Consider the following 19,451-nt stretch of genomic DNA (forward strand, 5'->3'; position numbering starts at 1 on the left):
TTAGTATATCTAAGGAAGAATTCTTCCTATAATTCAGATAAATAAAACGGTTACAGGAAGGAGCAAACATGGATAGTAAAAAATTGAAAGAATTGTTTCAGCAATTGACGCCAGAAGAAAAAATCGCTCAGACGATTCAATTGAATGGCAGTTTAGTCATTGAAAATGAGGTGATGTCTACGGGACCGATGCAAGATTTAGGGCTTCCACCAAATTTGAAGATTCACGAGATTGGTTCGATTTATAATGTGAACGATTACCAAAAGTTGATTCAGTTACAAAGGGAAACGTTGGCACACAGCCGACTTAAGATTCCCATGCTGTTTATGTCTGATGTCATCTACGGGTTTCGGACGATTTTTCCGATCCCCCTTTCGCAAGCAGGTTCTTATGATTTTGACCTGATCGAGCAAGCCGCTGAGATGACCGCCAAAGAATGTTACCAAAATGGCCTTCATGTGATCTTTTCACCCATGCTGGATCTTGTTCGCGATCCTCGCTGGGGGCGGGTGATGGAGTCGCCAGGAGAAGATGTTTATACTGCCAAACGTTTTGCTAAAAGCGTCGTGACCGGTTACCAAGGTAATCTTGATCAAGGAGTGGCAGACAATCACGTTGCTGCTTGCATCAAACATTTTGCTGGTTACGGTGCACCCGAAGCAGGCAGAGAATACAATACGGTCGATATGTCGAATCAGCGCTTATTCAATGAATATTTGCAACCCTATCAAGCGGCGATCGAAGCCCAAGCACTGCTAGTGATGACGGCCTTCAACCTATTGAATGGTGAACCTGCAACGGGTAGCCGCTGGCTGAACCGAGAGATTTTGCGCGAACGATTCGGTTTTGATGGGGTATTGGTCTCCGATCATGCGGCCATCAAAGAATTGGTCCCTCATGGCTTTGCCAAAGATGAACGGGAGGCCGCTCAGAAAGGTTTGGAAGCGGGCGTTGATTTTGATATGATGACATCGGTCTATGCAACGCACTTGCCAGAACTGATCAAACAACCCAAATTAGCAGCTTTGTTGGATGAAGCAGTCTGGCGAATTCTCGTATTAAAAAATCAATTAGGTTTGTTTGAGGAACCCTATCGAGGGTTGAAAACGCAACAGACTGGAGAGGTTTTGTCGGAGGAAGCCAAAGAGCTAGCCGTTAAGTTAGTGGAAAAAAGCTGCGTGCTTTTAAAAAATGAGGGCAGCTTACCTTTGAAAAAAGACCAAACCGTCGCTGTGATCGGTCCTTATGGAGAAAGCCGGTTGACATTAGGCTTTTGGGCGTCAGTTAGCGGCAAGCCACAAGATACGATTCCTTTAAAAACTGGTTTGCTGAAGCACTTCGCACCTGAAAACCTGATCTTTGCTCGTGGATACAATTTATTCGATTCGTATGAGCAATTTGGTCCTTTAAAAGTCGGGATCGAACAGCTGAATGGACCGATCGAACCAGAAGACCAGCTGCTTTTAGAAGCCGTCAAAGCGGCTGAGGCTGCAGAGGTCATCGTCTTGACTTTTGGGGAACAATTTTTGGAAAGCGGCGAAGGGGCATCAAAAGCTCATTTGCAGCTGCCATTGAAACAAATGCGTTTGATCCAAGCGTTGAAAAAAACTGGCAAGCCTTTGATTGGCGTGCTTTACACTGGCAGACCGTTAGTCTTAACACAAGTGGAAGCATTATTTGATAGTCTGTTGCTCGTTTGGTATCCAGGAACGATGGGCGGGATCGGGATCGCCAATCTGTTGAGTGGGCAGGCTTCTCCGACGGCAAAACTGGCGATGACCTTTCCTCGTAGTGAAGGACAGATCCCAATATACAGTGTCCAGATGCCAACAGGCAGACCTTTGACAGATAGTGAGCATTCTGATCGCTTTTTGTCAAAATACCGCGATGAATCAAATGAACCCTTATTCGCATTCGGAACAGGTCTTAGTTATAGTTCGTTTACTGGTGAATGGCTAGGCAGTGAAGTATCTAGCGAGACGATCCAATTGGCATATCGAGTGAAAAACCAATCAGCAACAGCTGCAGAAACCGTCATTCAACTTTATCTCATGCAGCGCCCAGCGGCAGTGGTACGTCCAAGTCGCCAATTAATCGCGAGTGACCTCATCTCATTCGCGCCCCAGGAAGAAAAAGAGCGAAGATTTTCACTGCCGTTGTCAGAACTTGTTTTCTATGACAATCAAGGAACCAAACATTTTACCAAAGGTACTTATCGATTCCTAATACGGATCGATCAAAAAGAAACGATGCTTAGTGTAACGATCTAAACTAAAGGAGTGAGAAAGAATGGAAAAATTAGAAGCATTTTTAAGTAGCAAACTATTACCAATGTCACAAAAATTACAACAAAACAAAGTGTTGGCCGCTTTGATGGAAGGCTTTATTCGAACAAGTCCCATCACTTTAGGAATTGCGTTTATCACGATTATTGGAAATTTTCCGATTCCCGGTTGGACGGACTATTTGACGAAAATTGGCATCTTCCAACATGTTGAAGCGATCACCAACGGAGCAACTGGCGTTTTTGCCTTGTATGTCGTATACAGTTTGGCGTATTCTTACGCAAAACAGTTAGGAAGCAACGAACGCAACTCGGCGATTATTTCTTTAGCTAGTTTCATTATGTTGATGCCCCAAACCGTCGCAACAACTGTCATGCAAGATGGCCAAGCAGTGGAACAAACGATTGGTGCCTTGAAGTTTGATTTCTTAGGCGGGCAAGGACTGTTTATCGGCATGCTGACCGCTTTGTTGGTCACTCGCTTTTATGCTTTCTTGTCGAGAAAAAATATTATGATCAAACTGCCAGACAGTGTTCCCCCAATGGTGACCCAGTCCTTAGCACCCGTTTTTGTTGTCACGATCATTTTTGCAGTCGTCTTTGTCTTACGGGTCTTATTTGGGTTTACTTCATCTGGTTCGATTTTCCAATTCTTTATCGATGTGATCAATGCGCCGTTGAACTCCTTAGTTGCCAGCCCGCTATCGATCATCATCATTATGGAATTATTAGCCGTTTTATGGTTCTTCGGAATTCATAATGCAGTTTTACAAGGACCGCTCGGCGCGATTAGTATGACCATGGTCGTTTCGAATATTGCCGCTTACCAACAAGGACAAGAACTGCCTTATCTGATTCCTTCAGTGATTTATATGGGTATGTATGCTGCTGGCTTCATGGGCTTTGTGACCTTCTTTATGATCCGCAGCAAATCGGCAAAAATGAAACAATTAGGAAAATTGTCGTTTATCCCGTCAATCTTTAATATCACAGAGCCAATCATGTTTGGGATGCCGATTATTTTGAATCCGTTGTTCTTTATTCCGCAAGTCTTTACACAATTGATCGCTGGCTTTGTGACCTGGGGATTGGCGACTACGATCCTCCCAATCAGCTTGAATCCAACCATGAGTCTATTGCCATGGACGACACCGACTTTTATCAAAATGCCATTTTCAGGAGGGCTTAACTACACGATCTTAATGATCATCTGTATGCTGATAGGTATTGTGATGTGGTATCCGTTCCTAAAAATTGCGGATAAAAAAGAGTACGAATTAGAACTGGCTGCTGAAAAAAAGCAAGCAAGTGAAGCAGCAAAAATGACAGAAAAAGTCGTGGAAGAAATTCAAGCGTAAATAAAGGAAGTGGCACATTTGGTTTATTTAGGAATTGATATCGGTGGGACGCACATCAAAACGGGATGGGTCGAACACAACGAGGTCAGCAAACGGCGCACCATTTTAACCCCTGCAGCTTTGGAACCTTTTAAAGAAGCTATCAAAGGGCTCTTGCAAAGCTATGCCCGTCAAGTTTCTTTCACCAAAGTCGCGATCGCAGTCCCTGGTTCAGTTAATGAAACAGGGACGGTCTTCTTTGGTGGTGCCTTGCCATACCTTGATGGGGTAAATTTGCCGGAATTGATCTGCCAGTTAAGCGATGGCATGGTGACAGAGGTTACTGTCGAAAACGACGCAAAAGCCGCCGCACTAGGGGAAATGAAAGCTGGCAATCTTCAAGGTATCCAAAATGGTGCGGCAATCATTTTAGGAACCGGTGTGGGGGTCGGCCTTTGTCTGAATGGAACACTCTATCGCGGGCATCATGGACAAGCTGGTGAAGTCAGTTTTATGATTCGTGACCGACAAATGAGAGGCGCGGACTCTTTTGTGGGGATCGGTCTTTCGGCTGTCGGATTGATTGAGCGTTTGGCTACTTGTATGGCTGTTGCGCCTGAGGGTCCTTTGGTCTTTGATACCCTTACGAAAACTGCTGATCCGGAGGCAGAAGCTTTATTTTTAGCCTATACCAAAGAAATCGCTGTCTTGTGCTTCGATCTTCAATGTCTTTTAGCTCTGGAGAAAATCGTTATCGGTGGCGGGATCAGCCGTCAACCACGCTTGATCGAAGCCATAGCTAGCAGCTATCAAGCTATTTTTAAAACCGCACCAATCATTGAGAAAACGCTGCAGCCAGTTGCGATCCAAGCCGCTTATTTTCAAGCGGACGCCAATTTGATCGGCGCAGCTAAGGAGGAACCGTGGGATGAGTAAATTTCCAGAAGCATTTTTGTGGGGAGCATCCACTAGTGCTTATCAAGTAGAGGGCGCATGGGCGGAAGACGGCAAAGGTCCCTCAGTGCAAGATATCAAAGAGATTCCGCAAGGGACCACTGATTTTAAAGTAGCATCAGATCACTATCACCGATATGAAGAAGATGTGAAACTGTTTAAAGAATTAGGGTTAAAAGCCTATCGTTTTTCCATATCATGGAGCCGCGTCATGCCCGATGGTCAGGTCAACCCAGCAGGATTAGCGTTTTATCAAAAACTGATCGATCTGCTACTAGAAAACGAGATTCAACCGATCGTCACCGTTTTCCATTTTGACCTTCCTGTCGCGATCGCAAAGCAAGGCGGATGGGAAAACCGAGAGACGATCCAAGCATTTGCTGATTACTGCCAAGTACTGTTCGAAAACTTTGGGCAACAAGTTCCGTTATGGCAAACCATCAACGAGCAAAATGTGATGGCACTTGCTGGTTCGGTCATTGGTACGAGTCAAAAATCCATGAAAGAAAAATTTCAAGAAAATCATCATATGCTGGTGGCACAAGCATTGGTCACCCAGCAGTTTCATGCAGGCAATTTTAGCGGCAAGATTGGCCCAGCACCGAATATCGCCAGTGTCTATCCAGCTTCTGAAAAACCAGCAGATCAGCTGGCAGCTCTATATATGAGTGCGCTGAGAAATTGGTTATTCCTAGATGCGGCTGTTTTAGGCACGTACAATCACAACGCATGGCATTTATTAGAGAAGATTGGCGCAGCACCGACAGTCACTGAAGCAGATCGAAAAATTTTGGCAGCGGGTACCTGTGATTACATCGCATTGAATTATTATAATACGATGACCGTCAGCAGCTATTTTCAAAAAGAAACGAAACTCGATCAACAATCTGGTTTCGGGATTCCAGGCTTTTTCCAAGCAGTAGAAAACACCCATTTGCCAATGACTGAATTCGGCTGGCCGATTGATCCAGAGGGCTTTCGCTTTACGTTGAACGAAATCTATTCCCGTTATCGTCTACCGCTCTTGATCACGGAAAACGGGATCGGTGCCAAGGATGTTTTGACAACTGATGGAAAAATCCATGATGATTATCGCATCGACTATTTGCAGCAGCACATAAAGCAGCTGGCATTGGCGATCGAAGATGGTGTCGATGTGATCGGCTATTGCCCGTGGAGTGCCATTGATCTAGTCAGTACTCACGAAGGCATCGCTAAACGTTACGGGTTTATCTATGTCAATCGTACGGACGAGCAGCTGTTGGACTTGGCACGATACAAGAAAGATAGTTTTTATTGGTATCAAAACGTCATCGATAAAAATGGGTTAGGAGAGTAAGCGGTGTTTATTCAGGAATATCTATTTGATCCAGAAGCGCAAGCCGGTCTGACAGTGTATCTGCATGAGGAAAAAGCCGAGTATGAACGGGTGGGTGATCGTCCGTTTGTCATGGTGATTCCTGGCGGCGGCTACTCCTTTTGCAGTGAGCGGGAAGCCGAGCCGATTGCTTTAAGTTTTGCTGCCCAAGGCTTTCACTCAGGAGTCTTGCGCTATCATGTGGGGACACATCGCAGTTTCAGCCATTCCTTAGAAGATGCCGAAAAAGCGATTGCCAAAATCCAAGAACTAACCAGTGAATGGGGAATCGATAGCGAAAAAATCGCTGTGATCGGCTTTTCTGCTGGCGGTCATTTGGCAGCGGCGTTATCGACACTCTCCCCAATGAAACCGAGCTTATGTATGTTAGGCTACCCAGCGATAGTGTCTTCATTTGCTGCTGTGATGAAGATCGATGCCCCTTCATTAGAGAAATGTGTCACAAAAGATACGCCACCCACCTTTTTGTTTTCAACCTTTGAAGACAATGTCGTTCCTATCGAAAATTCATTGGCGTATCTGCAAGCCCTAGAAGAGCACGAGGTTCCCTTTGAAAGTCATATTTTCCAAAAAGGACGTCACGGTCTTTCTTTGGCGACCGAACGCTTCGGTAATCGGAAAGAGATGGTCGATCCACGCTTTGCCCGTTGGTTTGATGAATGCGTCGAATGGCTAGAGTTGAACTGGGCAGATAAAGTTGCCCAGCCAGCTTTGTTTCCTGATTTAGGGCAGTGGCCAATTCGAGCGTTGCTTGAATCAGGGGAAAACAAACGCTTGCTGTTGCAGGCTTTTCCATCATGGGCAGACAAAAGTCGCTTAAAAATCGTAAAAAACATCAGCTTGCAGCAACTACTAACGATCATGCCAGAAGCGTTTGAAAATGTTTCTTATCAAAAGCTTGTATCGCAGCTGATTGATCCTAGAAAGGAAGAGTAAAAATGAAAGCAATCCTGGTCCATGAAAGCTATAAGGCTTCAACAGAATTGATCACCCAAGAACCACAAGCGATTGAACAGTTATCAGCTGTTCGTAACAGTACTGCTGCTTGTCAGCTGCTGCTGCACGATGGCAATCGCAATCATTATATTATTGGCGACGAGTTTTCGATCCCCGATGAAATCGAAATTCCCATGATACGTGTTGAGATTTTTAGCGAATTGCCGGTCAAAGCGCAATTCGTCGATTATTATGTCGGTCAGCAGGAATTGGCGTACGCCGATAAATTGCTTGAACGAACTGCCAAAACCTATCCTGGCGATCGCTTTGCGCCTCTTTATTTGGAGTGGCAGATCGATGAGACGATCAAACCGCAAGCATATCCCGTGAAAATCAAGGTCTATCGGGCACACTTGACTAGCCAAGAGGAGTGCTTGTTAGAAAAGAACCTAACGATTGAAGTGGATGGCTTTACTTTTCCAAAAGACTATTTAGAGACGTTCCACTTAAATATGTGGCAGCAGCCCAGCAATTTGGCTCGCACCTTTGACGTTCCGTTATGGAGCGATGCCCACTTTGACTTGATCAAGGAAATGGCTGAGAGTCTCGCTGCGATCGGACAAAAAGCGATCACAGTGATCGCCGGAGAGATCCCATGGAAGGGCTGGTTCAATTACATCGTCAAAGATTATCCTGCTAATTTATATGAGTATTCGATGGTCAAGGTCAAAAAGACGCCAGACGGAGAACTGTCCTGTGATTTTTCTGTGCTGACGCGTTACTTGGATTGTTTTTTTGCTGCGGGTATCAAAGAAGAAATTGACGTGTTTGGTTTATTAGGGGTCTGGGAGCCGCCATTTTTCCCGCTGGTCAACTTGGACCATCCAGAAAAGTTGGTGATTCGCTTTTACGATGAGGGAAAAGGCACCTTTGGCTTTCTCAATCAAAAAGCTGATTTGCAGGAGTATCTACGCCAAGTATTTGATTATTTTAAAGGGGAGAATCTACGGGAGAAGGTTCGCATCGTTTCTGACGAACCGAAGAAACAGCAAATCGACAGTTTCCGATCCTCGTTAGCTGTTTTAAAAGAAATTGATCCGTCGATCCAGATCAAAGCTGCTTTTGATAAAGAAGACGTGTTATTTGAGCTGCTGCCAGTGATCGATCATCCTGTGACTTCCTATTACTGTACTTGCAACCATTACGAAACACTAGCACAAAGCCATCCGGGCAAGATGCAGTACTATGTCTGCAATTATCCCGACAAACCAAATACCTTTTTGCATAGTCCCTTGTTAGAGACGCGAATGCAAGGAATCTTATCGTATCAGTTCAAAACAGACGGCTTTCTGCGTTGGGCATACAATTGCTGGCCAGAACAGGCTCGGACCGATATTCGATACAACACGAGCTCACTACCGATCGGTGATCTTTGTTTCGTCTATCCTGGGAATCACGGACATATATTGTTGTCTCTAAGATATAAACAACTACAGCGGGGGATTGAAGATTTCTATCTCTTGAAGACCGCTCAAGCTGCTCAACCGAAGCAAACGGACGATTTGGTAGCAGATTTTCTAAAAATCACGGATACCAAACGTTGGATGATCGACAGCCATCATAGTCATCCCGATGTTTTTTTGCAAACCGCTGAGGAGATGGAGACATTTCGTCAGGCACTTATCACACTTTTGGTAAAATAATCATTTTCTTAAGCGTCGCCGTCGACGAGTCATCCCTAGAGGAAGGCTTCGATGAGGCGACGCTTTTGATCGTGATTTAGCACGGTTTCCAGCATGAACAAGCCTCCTTATTTTCGGTGTTTCGTCTATTCTACTGAGCGTTTCGTTTCTCATTCCCTCCATCTTCCTTTACACTTTTAAGTAAGGTCATAACAAACGATGACAAATAGAAGTAGAAATAATCAAGGAGGAAACGAGCATGTCAGAAAAAATCAACAATCCGTTAACGAAGTATTATGATGGCAAATTTGAAAAACAGGTGCAAGAAGCACCGGCGATTCAAGGAAAGATGCAGCCAGTACCTGATTGTGGGGAAGAAAGCTACGCAGGTTCAGACAAATTAGCTGGACGCAAAGCATTAGTGACCGGTGGTGATTCTGGTATTGGTCGAGCAGCAGCGATCGCTTTTGCCAAAGAAGGCGCCGATGTTGCAATCAACTATCTTCCTTTTGAAGAAGAAGACGCGCAAGAAGTCAAAGCAGTCATTGAAAAAGCTGGACGCAAAGCCGTCTTGATCCCAGGAGACTTGAAAGATGAAACCTTCGCTCGTCAATTGGTTCATGAAGCAGCCAAAGAATTAGGCGGGTTAGATACGTTGGTTCTAAATGCTGGGATGCAACAAGCAGTGAAGGACATCAAAGAGTTGACTACGCAACAAATTCAAGACACCTTTACAACGAATATCATCTCGATGTATTGGACAGTCCAAGAAGCATTGGATTACTTACCAGCTGGTGGAAGCATCATCACGACCACTTCGATCCAAAGTGCGGAACCAAGCGCCCATCTTTTAGACTATGCAGCCACGAAAGGTGCCATTACTTCCTTTAGTAAAGGGCTAGCTGCGCAATTAAGTGAAAAAGGCATTCGGGTCAATACCGTTGCGCCTGGTCCAATCTGGACGCCACTTCAAATTTCTGGTGGACAACCACAATCTGCGATCCCAGAATTTGGTCAAAAAGAATTGATGAAACGTGCTGGACAACCAGTCGAATTAGCACCAGTCTACGTTTTCCTAGCCTCTGATGAAGCAAGCTATGTAACTGGTCAAGTGTACAGTGTAACGGGTGGTAGCTTCTTCGCTTAACAATCCCTGGATAAATTTGTAGGAAAAAAGCTCGAGCAAAGATGCTCGGGCTTTTTTTTGGGATGAAAATGGAATCGGTAGCTTACTTTCCTTGTTTGGCAAACATCTTGGACATCATCAGTTGATTGATCTTTGCAAAAACGGCTGCCCACTCTTGTTCGGCTTGCAGGTTAGACAGTAAGACTAATTTTTCGGAAAAAATCACTTCTTCATAACTATCGGTGATCAATAGATCGGCTGCTTCCATCTGGTTAATAAAAGTCACTGAAGCTTTGGAATAAATCGAATGGATCCTTGTCTCGATCATTTGCTTCGTGCGGTATTGGATCGTCGTTTGAATATAGACCGACACGGTCGGGGGCGTATTCATCTGTGTTTCCAAATACAAGAGATGCGCAAGATAAGGCAACTGTGTCTGTTCAAAATACTCTTTATCCAAGTCAGCAAATGGATACCTTTCAACATGGGTCAGTAAAAGCTTGCAGATTGCTTCATAGGTTTTGTCTTTCGAAGGAGTGTTTTCGGTCAACAGTTGGTGTTCGAGCTGCCACACTTCCAGAAGATCGATGCCGATAATGATCGAAAGATTGAAGACCAGCAGACAGCTGCTTAATAATTTTTCAAATTCGGCGACTTCCTGACTTGGAGCAAAGGTATCGTGCCAATCTTTGATCATTGCAGTGAAAAAGCGCACAAGATCGGTATCAGAATGTTTTATTTCTTGGATGATCGCTTGATTCTTCGCTTGGGGAATTACCCCTGGCAAAAACACATGCAAAAAGAAATTTAAGTAAAGATATTCTGACTGAAGCGTCTTTTCTGAGGCATAATCGGCACTCAAAAAAAGCGATTCGAGGATTTCCTCTGGTAAAAAACAATAGAAATTCATCAATCCCATGTATTTTTCAGGGATCGCTGGCAAATATTTTTTCTGGATCGTTCGGCTGACCACTGCTTGCCAAAATGCAGCGAGTTTATTTTTCGTCAACGGATCAAAGTGAGAAACAGCAAAGAACGCTGTAAACTCTTCGACATTTTTATGGGAAACGCTCGGCAATAGCCACAAATCAGCAGGCGCACTTTGGGTCAAGAAACTGTAGGTGAAAATACGGATATCAAGCTCTTTTCCAGCAAGAACGATGCGGTTATTCAGGTCTGTTCGAATTTGGATTTGAAATTTTTCCAATAGTTGGTTGATTTTCTTGATCAACCGATACATATGCGATTGGCTGACATGCAAATCCAAACATAATTGCGTCAAGGTCATTTGCGGGCGCCCAATCAAGTAGTGAATCAAGGTGTATTGTGTGGAGTTGAGCAAATAATGATACATCAATTTTGCATAGAAAGGTTCATCATCCTCTGCTCGATCAACAAAATACTGATTGTAATGATTTTTTGATAGAAGCAGGTGAGGGGAGAGCAGCTGCAAATCTTCATTTAAAAAATAAATATATTTTTGCAGACTTTTTTGTGGGATGTTCAAAACTTCTGACAGTTGGACCAATGTCACGCCATTGGAATTACAGACAACTTTGAAAATCTCTAATTTCTTTTCTTCTGCGGGAGAAATGAATTCTCGATACATAAGGGATTCTCCTTTTTGGCGTTTTTTTTACGCTAAATCTGTGAACCGTATGATAACCATGATGGATTATACTTATGATAGATGAGAATAGAATGAAAAAACGCCAATTAATTTATTATTTTTCAAGGCTGTTTTTTTCGATTAACCTCGGTTTCTCATTAAAAAAAGTGAAGGAAGAGATGAAAATGAACAAAAAGGCAGTAATGTTAGGTTTGGTCGGAATGGGTTTAGGAATGGCGCCGACTGCGGCAGCTGCAGCAGAAGCGAATCCAACGGCTTCAATGACGAGTCAAGCAACACTAACGATCGAACAAGGAATCTTGTCACTGGATCAGGTGACTAATTTTAACTTCGGTACAAGCAGTATCCAAGAGATCGCTACTGATGAACAAGTGATTCAAACAACGTCGAATGAAGTGACTTCGATCACGGATTACCGGGGGCCGAATCAAGCTGGCTGGCAGTTGACGGCGCAATTATCGAAAATGACGAATGCGAGCGATAACGAGCTGGCAAATGCCAAAGTCACTTTAAATGGTACAACGGCTTCTGGCGATGCAGCGCTAGTCTCGGGCACCGAATTGATAGTAGGGGCAACAGACCCAACGCTGATTGCTTCTGCTAATGGCACAACTGGCTTAGCAACCAATGACTTTAACTTTTCCAATGCTTCATTAACCGTACCGAAGCAAAATGTGAACAGCGGCACTTATAGCGGCACGATCACTTGGACATTAGCGAACACGTATCAAGCAGAGTAGGAAAGAAAGGGCGACAATGAAAAAACAAATCAAGTGCTTCGTACTCATTAGTTTCTTTATCAGTTTGTGTTGCGTTACGAAAGTCACCGGTCATGCACAGACCACACGGTTCACTGTAACACCTGAACTTCCCCAAAATCAAGTCAGTGACGTCACTTATTTCGACTTACTGGTAAATCATGAGACCAAACAGAATTTGACCGTTGCCCTTCATAACACGAGTTCGGAAACCCTTACGATACAAGCATCCGCACTGAATAGTTACACAGCTGCTAGTGGAATCATCGCTTATCAGGCAGCCGAAACAGCAGAGGATTTTGGCGGTGTGTCTTTCACGACTTTAATAAAGAAACCAAATCAAATGATTCAGCTTGAACCGGGGGAAACACGCCAAGTGGTATTTCCTCTTTCAATGAATGACAAGCGTTTTACAGGTGAAATCTTAGGTGCCTTTTCTTTTGAAGAAGAACAAAAAGAGGGGCAAGAGGCGGAGGAAACCAGTCTTACGTCAACCTATAAAATCATCCAAGGTGTCCGCCTTCGCCAGCAGTTAGATGCGCTACCTGATCCTGAACTTTCCTTGATCAAAAGTGAGGCGGTAGAAAAAGACGGCATCGCATCCCTAAAAAGCCGCATTGAAAATGATCAGCCAGTGGCTTTTGGGAAGATTGCTGTTAAGACAGTGATTCGTGAGCAAGACAGTGACAGCGTTGTGGGGGGATTTACAGCAGAAAGTTTTCAATTTGGCCCAAACTCTACACTGGATCTTTATAGCGCGTTTGATGAAGAAATCGTAGAGCCAGGAACCTATCACATTCAAATCGAGCTGAGCGCCCCACGTGGAACGTGGGTTTTTGAGGATAGCGTCACTGTTTCTCGCCCAGAAGCTGAAACGATCAATCGAAAAACAATCGTGGGATCAGGCTCTCTTCACAGCAACCGTTGGGTATATATTGTTGCAGTGGTCATTCTTCTGCTTATTTCCAGTCTATTGCTCCTGATGTATTTGCGACGAAAAAAATCAAAGGAAACAACAGAGCAGGATTGAGAGGGCTTCATTTAAGTTCTGATCAAATAAAGCGGAGGATGACGATGAAAAAAATTTTTACGACACGTTTTTTACTTTTCTTCTTGTTAGGTATCGCCTTATTTCATACAGGAAACGCATCTGTTGCGGCGACCGTCGTGGAGCCAGATTTTGCGACGTTACCGATCGATGAGACCTTGATCACCACGGTAGGTCAAGCCGGTTCTCCGCAAGGATCGGATGGTTATAACTATGTTCAGATCAATGATGGGGTGACATCAAATGTCAGTGGGGGTGTTTGGTTCAACAAAGCGGTTTCTTTTACCCGATCTTTTCGATTAGAAATGGCTTTTTGCATCGAAAATACAGCAACTGATAGCGATGGCTTAGCTTTTGTTATGCAAAGCAGTGGTGTAGATGCACTCGCTCAACAAGCAGGTCCAACGATTGGTGTTTGGTCGAATGTAGGGGGAACCGACCCACTGAATACCGGAGCGATTCCGCAAAGCTTTGCCATCGAATTCGATACTTACTACAATTCTGGTAGTCTGGGTGTCCATGGTGCCATGGATCGCGATGCACCGAATAGCCATCATATCGCATGGAATTTTCCAGGTTCAAACGACGCCTATACGACAGAAGGCTGGCTGCCGTCGTACAAGGTCGTCAACCATAAGGACCTTGGTGCGGTCACCGATATTTCTGATAGCCAATGGCATACATTTTCTGTTGAATTCAATCAGACGAATCAAACATTACACTATTCTGTCCCTGATTTTGGGGTCGATGTTACTGTACCGGTGGACGATACTTTTAGAACCAATTTGAATTTGACAAACAATGCGCCCGTATACTTTGGCTTTACCGGTGCAAATGGTGGAAACGTCCAAGAAAAAGCAGTTGCTTTTATTGACGTAGAAGGACTAGTCGCTATTGATATGCGAACCGGTGTCTTCGAACGCGACCCCAACAAGTTGTTACTGGATACCGAGACAGCTCTTAGTCAGACAGCAATAGTTGATGCAGAAAAAACAATTACCTATGCAACGTATCTCTCGTACAAAGACTCCAGTGATTTATCAGATTTAGAAGCAGGTATCAAGCTGAGTTCGATATTTCCAGAAGGGTTTTCTTTAGTCGATGAGACAGTGTATTTTGGTGGTCCTGATTTGATGGTAAATGGTATGCCAGAAGGCGGCACGCCGATTGATTTTAGCGTTGAAGCTGGTGAGTTGGTCGCGACCCTACCTGCATTAGCCAAAGGGAATGACTATCTTATCCACTATTCGATTACCTATACGGGGGCGCCGCTCAATGAGAACTTGAATCAAACGGTGCCTGTGCGAACGACCTTTCAAGGGAATGCCTTTGTATCGAGTATCGTATCTGGCAGCCCTGAGACGCATTCCTACACAATGACCGGTGTGTTTCCGCCGATGCTGACAACGGGTGTGCCTACCTTAGCAGAAGCGAAAGAAACCCAGCAGCTCGTGCGGGAAAACCGTTTGTGCTTTACCCCGATCACCATCGACGACCGCAATTCAACACAAGCACGCTTGTATGTTACGGATTTTTTTACGGAAGAAGAGACGGTGACGGAGGCAGATTTCTTAGAAACAGCTCAGATAGATCGTGCCACATTGGCAGATCCCTTTACATACACGTTGGAACGAGATACCGCGAATCTGGAGCCGGGAACCACTTATTATCTTGCTGCTTTTGTGATCGATGCAGAGGGAAATCAATCAGAAACCCATTATTATGGCATTGATTTTCGAGGCAGTGTACAATTTCTCAGTGCGCCGGAGTCGATCAACGGACCGACAATCAATGTAAATGAGCTCGCACGATCGCTCCGAAGTGATGGCTTTGCCTATCTTCCCGTTTCTTTTGATCAAACCTCGGCACTACTGTCTATCAGCAACAGCAGTGAAGGGACTTGGCAGCTTAGTGGGCAAATGACTGATTTCTTGCAAGACCAGCAGCAGTTGGCAGAAGAAGTCCAATTCGTGATCTATGATCCGCTCGACGATCACTTGGTGGCAACAGTTACGAAAGAAGAAACGATCCTTTTTCAGCAGCTTCCCGACGGCGAGGCTGATTTGACCCTTGCTTTAAATGAATACAACTGCTATTTACGATTTGTTCCTGATTTTGATTTGATTCAACCGGGGACGTATACTGGTACGGTCAATTGGCAGTTGGAGAGTACGATTGTAGACGAATAAAAAAAACGCCATTACGGCGTTTTTTTTATTAAAGTTCTCAATCGATCACTGCTAACTTTGTCGACTTTTCGCAATTTTTAAAACTAATGATAGGCCTGCTAAAGCAAAACTGCCGTATTTAACGAATTTTTCCAAGGAATCTAAAGTTTGCTGTTTTTTGCGTTTGCAGTCCGGACAGCTTTTTTCATTGCCAGTTAACTTCTTGCCGCATTTACAATGGTTCTTCATCTTTGCTCCACTCCTTGTCTCGTTTATTTTGATGACTTTCTCTACTCTAATTATACATGTTGCTGGAGGTTCTGTCTGAGATTATGCTGTCTCCGTTTTTTGTGAAGGGCAATAAGGGCTGCTGGTTGTTTGTTTCAAATCGATTGCTGCTAAAGGATGCCATCCTTGGCGGCTGATTTTTCGTATAGAAGAGAGGCAATCTATCTAAAAAAGGAGGGAAATCTGACAATTTTCTCATTTTCAGATGTTGCTGATTCGCTTTGCTTATCAGTTCAGCAAAATTTTGCTATTGTGGAGTAAGATTGAGGAATCAAAAAACGACTTCTCCTTTTTTTCTTGATTTTATCCTTAATCTGAGAACGAAAATCACCGATAGTATGCTATATATAGGAACAGGGAGCCATCCTTGACGATGTCGAATATGGCATTTGAATGAAAGGATTGATGAAATAAGTGATTTCTTCAATAATCTATACGGACACAAAGGCTTATTTGGATAAGGTGGTCGATCAAGCACTGTTGGATTTGTTAAAATCTGATTATCCCAAAGTCTATGATCATGTACAACAATTGATTGCTAACTTTGAAGAAACGATCCAACAAATTGATCACTCAAATTTTTGGCAATTGATGCCAGAGATTTTAGGCTATGATTCACGCTTTGTCTTGTTGAACTCGTTGCAATTGTCAGAAGACAAATTTTTGACGGAAATCGAGGTTATTCAGATGATCGAACGCGATTATCCGAATTTGAATAAAGAGTTTTGTGGCTATTCCTTAAAAGAAAAAGAGCACGAAAGCCTGATCTTCAACATCCAATAAGCGGTTCTTCTTAGGATCACTTGATAGAAAAGAAAGCGACTAGCGTATCTAGTCGCTTTTTTTTTATGGAGAAGAAGGAGAATTAAACGTGTTATTTATCATTAAAATAAAAATTATTTTGAAATTATGAATAAAATAGATTATTATTGGTATATAATCCTTTTAGTGAAAGAAAAAACAATCGTAAAATGAAGAGGATAGATAGCTTATGTCAATAGCTGCGATTGTTTTGATTAGAAAATAAGAACCAGCCTGATTGGCATGGAAAGGAGCAGTTATGGATTACTTGAGTTTTTCAAAAAAAGAGTGGGAAGTCTTAGTTTGTTTTTGGGCTGTGGATGAGCCGCTATGCTGTACCGAATTTAGTGAACGCTTCGGCTTGAATCGCAACACGTCATTGTCAGTGATTCGTAAGTTAGTCAATAAAGGGATACTTGAGATCGCAAGTATCAAGATGAGTGGGTCAGTTTTGGCTCGTCGTTTCCAACCAGCCGTCACCGAATTGGAGATTTTGCAAAGTGGTTTGACGGAGGAACAAATTTTTGAACTGGTAAAAATTGCGATCAAAAAAATTGAAGACCCAGAACAATTAACTCAGTTGCGAAATGTTATTGGCGAATTGAAAACCAAAGCTTCTTAAGTCATCCACGTTTTCTTCGCTGTTTGTTAGTGAAGGTTTAAAAGATAAAAAAATGATCCACTGTGAAAACAGCGGATCATTTTTCTTGTTCTTGAAATTTTTGGACCATTTTGGTCGTCAATTCTTGGAGGACTGACAGTTCTTCCGGTTCAAGAGGCAAGAATTCAGTTACTTTGTAGGGGATCTCTAGCGCTTGTTCATGGAGTCCTTTGCCTGAATCAGTCAATGTGACCCGCAAGGAACGTTCATCGTCTTGATTTCGATTTCTTACTAGGTATCCTTTTGCTTCAAGCTTTTTTAAAACCGGTGTCAGTGTGCCAGAATCTAGACATAATTGCTTCCCCAATTCTTTGACACTGATCGCTTCATCTTCCCATAACACCAACATCACTAAATATTGGGTATAGGTCAAATTCAACGGGTCCAGTAAGTCTTTGTACTGTTTGATAATTTCTTTTGAAGCGGCGTATAGAGGAAAACACAATTGGTTTTCTAACGCTAAAACATTCATGTTTTCACCCCTTTTTCTAACATCCGCCTCTTATCATAGCTGTTTTTTCAACGAAAGTCTACTCGCTAACGGCTTTGACAGTCACTTCAATGTTGCCAGCTGTAGCTTTTGAGTAAGGACATACGGTATGAGCGATTTCAAGCAATTCTTGTGTTTCTTCTGTTGATAAACCTTCGATTTGACCTTCGATCTCAACGCCTAAAACAAAGCTTGATTCACTTTCTGCGTATAAAGTCACTTGTGCACTGACAGTTGAAGCACCGTCGATTCCTTTGTTGCTTTTCACTAATTCAAGGGCACTGTTGAAGCAAGCACTAAAACCTGCCGCAAAAAGTTGTTCTGGATTGGTGGCATTTTCAACACGTTTGCCAGGTGCAGTGATGTTTAGCTCAAATGAATGATCGGGACTATGAACTTCTCCTGAACGGCCACCAGTGTTGATCATTTTAGTTGAATACATTTTTTTCATCATTTCTTCACTCCTATTTTTTATATTTTGTACAATTGAATTGTATGCAATTTAATGAGAAAATGCAAGGAATTGGTTTTCGTTCTATGTTTTTTTTCTAAAAAAAAGCGGAATCTGCATAAGTTTACTGTTCTCTTGGGTGAAACGTGCTATCATAGTTAGTAACACTTGTAATAGATTAACAAATGAGTTTGAAGCTTCAAATTTACTGCATGAAGGCAAAGAGGGTGAAAATCATCGTAGATTATATGGAAAAACGAGCGGTAGGGCGCTATTTTCGATCGTTGACGGATCATTATTCAGGCTATATACGGCTTTATGGCACCTATACAGAATATCGGGTGATTGCAGGGATTCCTGCTGAAAATGTCATGTTAGAGATTATCGGGGTTGAAAACGGTGTCTTATTGACCCGTGTAAACAATACATTATTTGAAAATGGAAGAGGGTTTTTACAATGATCATTATCCAAATTATTTTAGTTATCTTCGTATTAGTTATTTTGATTTGGCTGATTGCAAGCACTGCTGTGATCGTTCGTCAAGGGGAAGTCAAAGTTGTCGAAAGTTTTGGGAAGTACGTTCGAACGTTGGAACCAGGGCTTCATTTTCTTGTTCCGATTTTGTATACAGTTCGAGAAAGAGTGTCCTTGAAACAGATTCCTTTGGAGATCGAACCCCAAAGTGCAATCACAAAAGATAATGTAATCGTTCAAATTGATGAAGCAATCAAATACCATGTCACAGATGTGCGTGCCTTTGTCTACGAAAATGAAAACTCCGTTGTTTCAATGATCCAAGATGCCCAATCGAACTTGCGGGGAATCATCGGGAAAATGGATTTAAATGAAGTTTTAAATGGAACTGAAGAAATCAACGTGGCTCTATTTACTTCGATCAAAGACATCACTGCTGGCTATGGGTTAGCGATCGACCGGATCAATATCGGGGAAATCAAAGTTTCCCAAGAAATCATTGAATCAATGAATAAATTGATCACAGCTTCAAGAGACAAAGAATCCATGATCACAAGAGCCCAAGGGGAGAAATCTTCTTCAGTCTTAAGTGCCGAAGCCAAAGCTTCTCAAATGACGATCGACGCCGAAGCTCGGGCAGAACAAACCCAAATCGATGCAGAGGCGCGGGCAAAACGTGTACGGATCGATGCTGAGGCAGAAGCGGAACGAATCGCGAAAATCACTGAAGCTGAACGCAAACGGATTTTAGCTATCAATGAAGCAATCAAAGAAAGCCAGCTAGACGAGCGCTCCTTATCTTATCTAGGGATCGAAGCCTTTAAAGACGTGGTCAACAGCAATACCAACACGGTCATTCTGCCATCCAATATGACGGAACTAGGAAATATTCCAGTCGTCAAACAACTTTGGGAAAACGCACCATCTAAATCAGCAGAATAACTTCAAAGCGCAACAAATGAAAAAAGCTCAAATGCACCGAGA

The 19,451-nt window shown here is 43.2% G+C and carries 17 protein-coding genes; 14 read left to right on the forward strand and 3 right to left on the reverse strand.

What is annotated here, in order from left to right; translation table 11 throughout:
- Positions 1-68: 68 nt before the first annotated feature.
- From A5878_RS06315 to A5878_RS06345, 7 genes are all read left to right on the forward strand, one after another.
- The gene (locus tag A5878_RS06315) at positions 69-2,270 is read left to right on the forward strand and encodes a glycoside hydrolase family 3 N-terminal domain-containing protein (RefSeq protein ID WP_086294972.1); all 2,202 of its coding nucleotides are present in this window, start codon (positions 69-71) and stop codon (positions 2,268-2,270) included.
- Between the two features lie 19 nt (positions 2,271-2,289).
- A complete protein-coding gene (locus tag A5878_RS06320) occupies positions 2,290-3,642 on the forward strand; it encodes a PTS sugar transporter subunit IIC (protein ID WP_086294973.1) in 1,353 nt (450 codons plus the stop codon).
- Between the two features lie 9 nt (positions 3,643-3,651).
- Complete coding sequence (locus A5878_RS06325; protein WP_086294974.1) at positions 3,652-4,557, forward strand: ROK family protein; 906 nt, start codon at positions 3,652-3,654, stop codon at positions 4,555-4,557.
- Positions 4,550-5,914: a glycoside hydrolase family 1 protein gene (locus A5878_RS06330; protein WP_086294975.1), complete on the forward strand. Its 1,365-nt coding sequence runs from the start codon at positions 4,550-4,552 to the stop codon at positions 5,912-5,914. The genes A5878_RS06325 and A5878_RS06330 overlap by 8 nt, the downstream gene beginning before the upstream one ends.
- Positions 5,915-5,917: 3 nt before the next feature.
- A complete protein-coding gene (locus A5878_RS06335; RefSeq protein ID WP_086294976.1) occupies positions 5,918-6,889 on the forward strand; it encodes an alpha/beta hydrolase in 972 nt (323 codons plus the stop codon).
- A 2-nt stretch (positions 6,890-6,891) separates the two neighbouring features.
- Positions 6,892-8,592, forward strand: coding sequence for a DUF4091 domain-containing protein (locus tag A5878_RS06340; protein WP_086294978.1), 1,701 nt, complete (start codon positions 6,892-6,894; stop codon positions 8,590-8,592).
- A 238-nt stretch (positions 8,593-8,830) separates the two neighbouring features.
- On the forward strand, positions 8,831-9,718 hold the full coding sequence (locus A5878_RS06345; protein ID WP_016610366.1) for an SDR family oxidoreductase: 888 nt from the start codon (positions 8,831-8,833) through the stop codon (positions 9,716-9,718).
- 82 nt (positions 9,719-9,800) lie between these two features.
- On the opposite strand, the gene A5878_RS06350 is transcribed toward A5878_RS06345, so the two are convergent.
- Positions 9,801-11,306 carry a helix-turn-helix domain-containing protein gene (locus tag A5878_RS06350; protein WP_086294980.1) on the reverse strand — a complete coding sequence of 502 codons (1,506 nt, stop codon included), beginning with the start codon at positions 11,304-11,306 and terminating at the stop codon, positions 9,801-9,803.
- Positions 11,307-11,398: 92 nt separating this feature from the next.
- Here A5878_RS06350 and A5878_RS06355 point away from each other — a divergent pair, with 92 nt between their 5' ends.
- The 5 genes from A5878_RS06355 (at position 11,399) to A5878_RS06380 (ending at position 17,012) form a co-directional block, all read left to right on the forward strand.
- The gene (locus A5878_RS06355; protein ID WP_086294982.1) at positions 11,399-12,067 is read left to right on the forward strand and encodes a WxL domain-containing protein; all 669 of its coding nucleotides are present in this window, start codon (positions 11,399-11,401) and stop codon (positions 12,065-12,067) included.
- 16 nt (positions 12,068-12,083) lie between these two features.
- Complete coding sequence (locus A5878_RS06360) at positions 12,084-13,115, forward strand: DUF916 and DUF3324 domain-containing protein (RefSeq protein WP_086294984.1); 1,032 nt, start codon at positions 12,084-12,086, stop codon at positions 13,113-13,115.
- 44 nt (positions 13,116-13,159) lie between these two features.
- The gene (locus A5878_RS06365) at positions 13,160-15,322 is read left to right on the forward strand and encodes an L-type lectin-domain containing protein (protein ID WP_086294986.1); all 2,163 of its coding nucleotides are present in this window, start codon (positions 13,160-13,162) and stop codon (positions 15,320-15,322) included.
- Between the two features lie 681 nt (positions 15,323-16,003).
- Positions 16,004-16,372, forward strand: coding sequence for a hypothetical protein (locus A5878_RS06375; protein WP_015509452.1), 369 nt, complete (start codon positions 16,004-16,006; stop codon positions 16,370-16,372).
- A 277-nt stretch (positions 16,373-16,649) separates the two neighbouring features.
- Positions 16,650-17,012, forward strand: coding sequence for a hypothetical protein (locus A5878_RS06380; protein ID WP_005225688.1), 363 nt, complete (start codon positions 16,650-16,652; stop codon positions 17,010-17,012).
- A gap of 76 nt (positions 17,013-17,088) precedes the next feature.
- Here the strand turns inward: A5878_RS06380 and A5878_RS06385 are convergent, their stop codons facing one another.
- Positions 17,089-17,523, reverse strand: a complete 435-nt coding sequence (locus tag A5878_RS06385) for a MarR family winged helix-turn-helix transcriptional regulator (protein WP_086294988.1) — start codon at positions 17,521-17,523, stop codon at positions 17,089-17,091.
- A gap of 58 nt (positions 17,524-17,581) precedes the next feature.
- Complete coding sequence (locus A5878_RS06390; protein WP_026008061.1) at positions 17,582-17,992, reverse strand: organic hydroperoxide resistance protein; 411 nt, start codon at positions 17,990-17,992, stop codon at positions 17,582-17,584.
- A 185-nt stretch (positions 17,993-18,177) separates the two neighbouring features.
- Between A5878_RS06390 and A5878_RS06395 the strand changes: the two genes are divergently transcribed.
- Both A5878_RS06395 and A5878_RS06400 read left to right on the forward strand, forming a co-directional pair.
- Positions 18,178-18,453 (forward strand): hypothetical protein, encoded by a 276-nt coding sequence (locus tag A5878_RS06395; protein ID WP_016620494.1) that lies wholly within the window; start codon positions 18,178-18,180, stop codon positions 18,451-18,453.
- Entirely contained in the window at positions 18,450-19,409 is a 960-nt protein-coding gene (locus A5878_RS06400) for an SPFH domain-containing protein (RefSeq protein WP_086294990.1), read from the forward strand. Before A5878_RS06395 ends, A5878_RS06400 begins: the two co-directional genes overlap by 4 nt.
- The last annotated feature ends 42 nt before the right edge of the window (positions 19,410-19,451 follow it).

Source organism: Enterococcus sp. 3G6_DIV0642 (assembly GCF_002140635.1).
GTDB classification, from domain to species: Bacteria; Bacillota; Bacilli; order Lactobacillales; family Enterococcaceae; genus Enterococcus_D; species Enterococcus_D casseliflavus.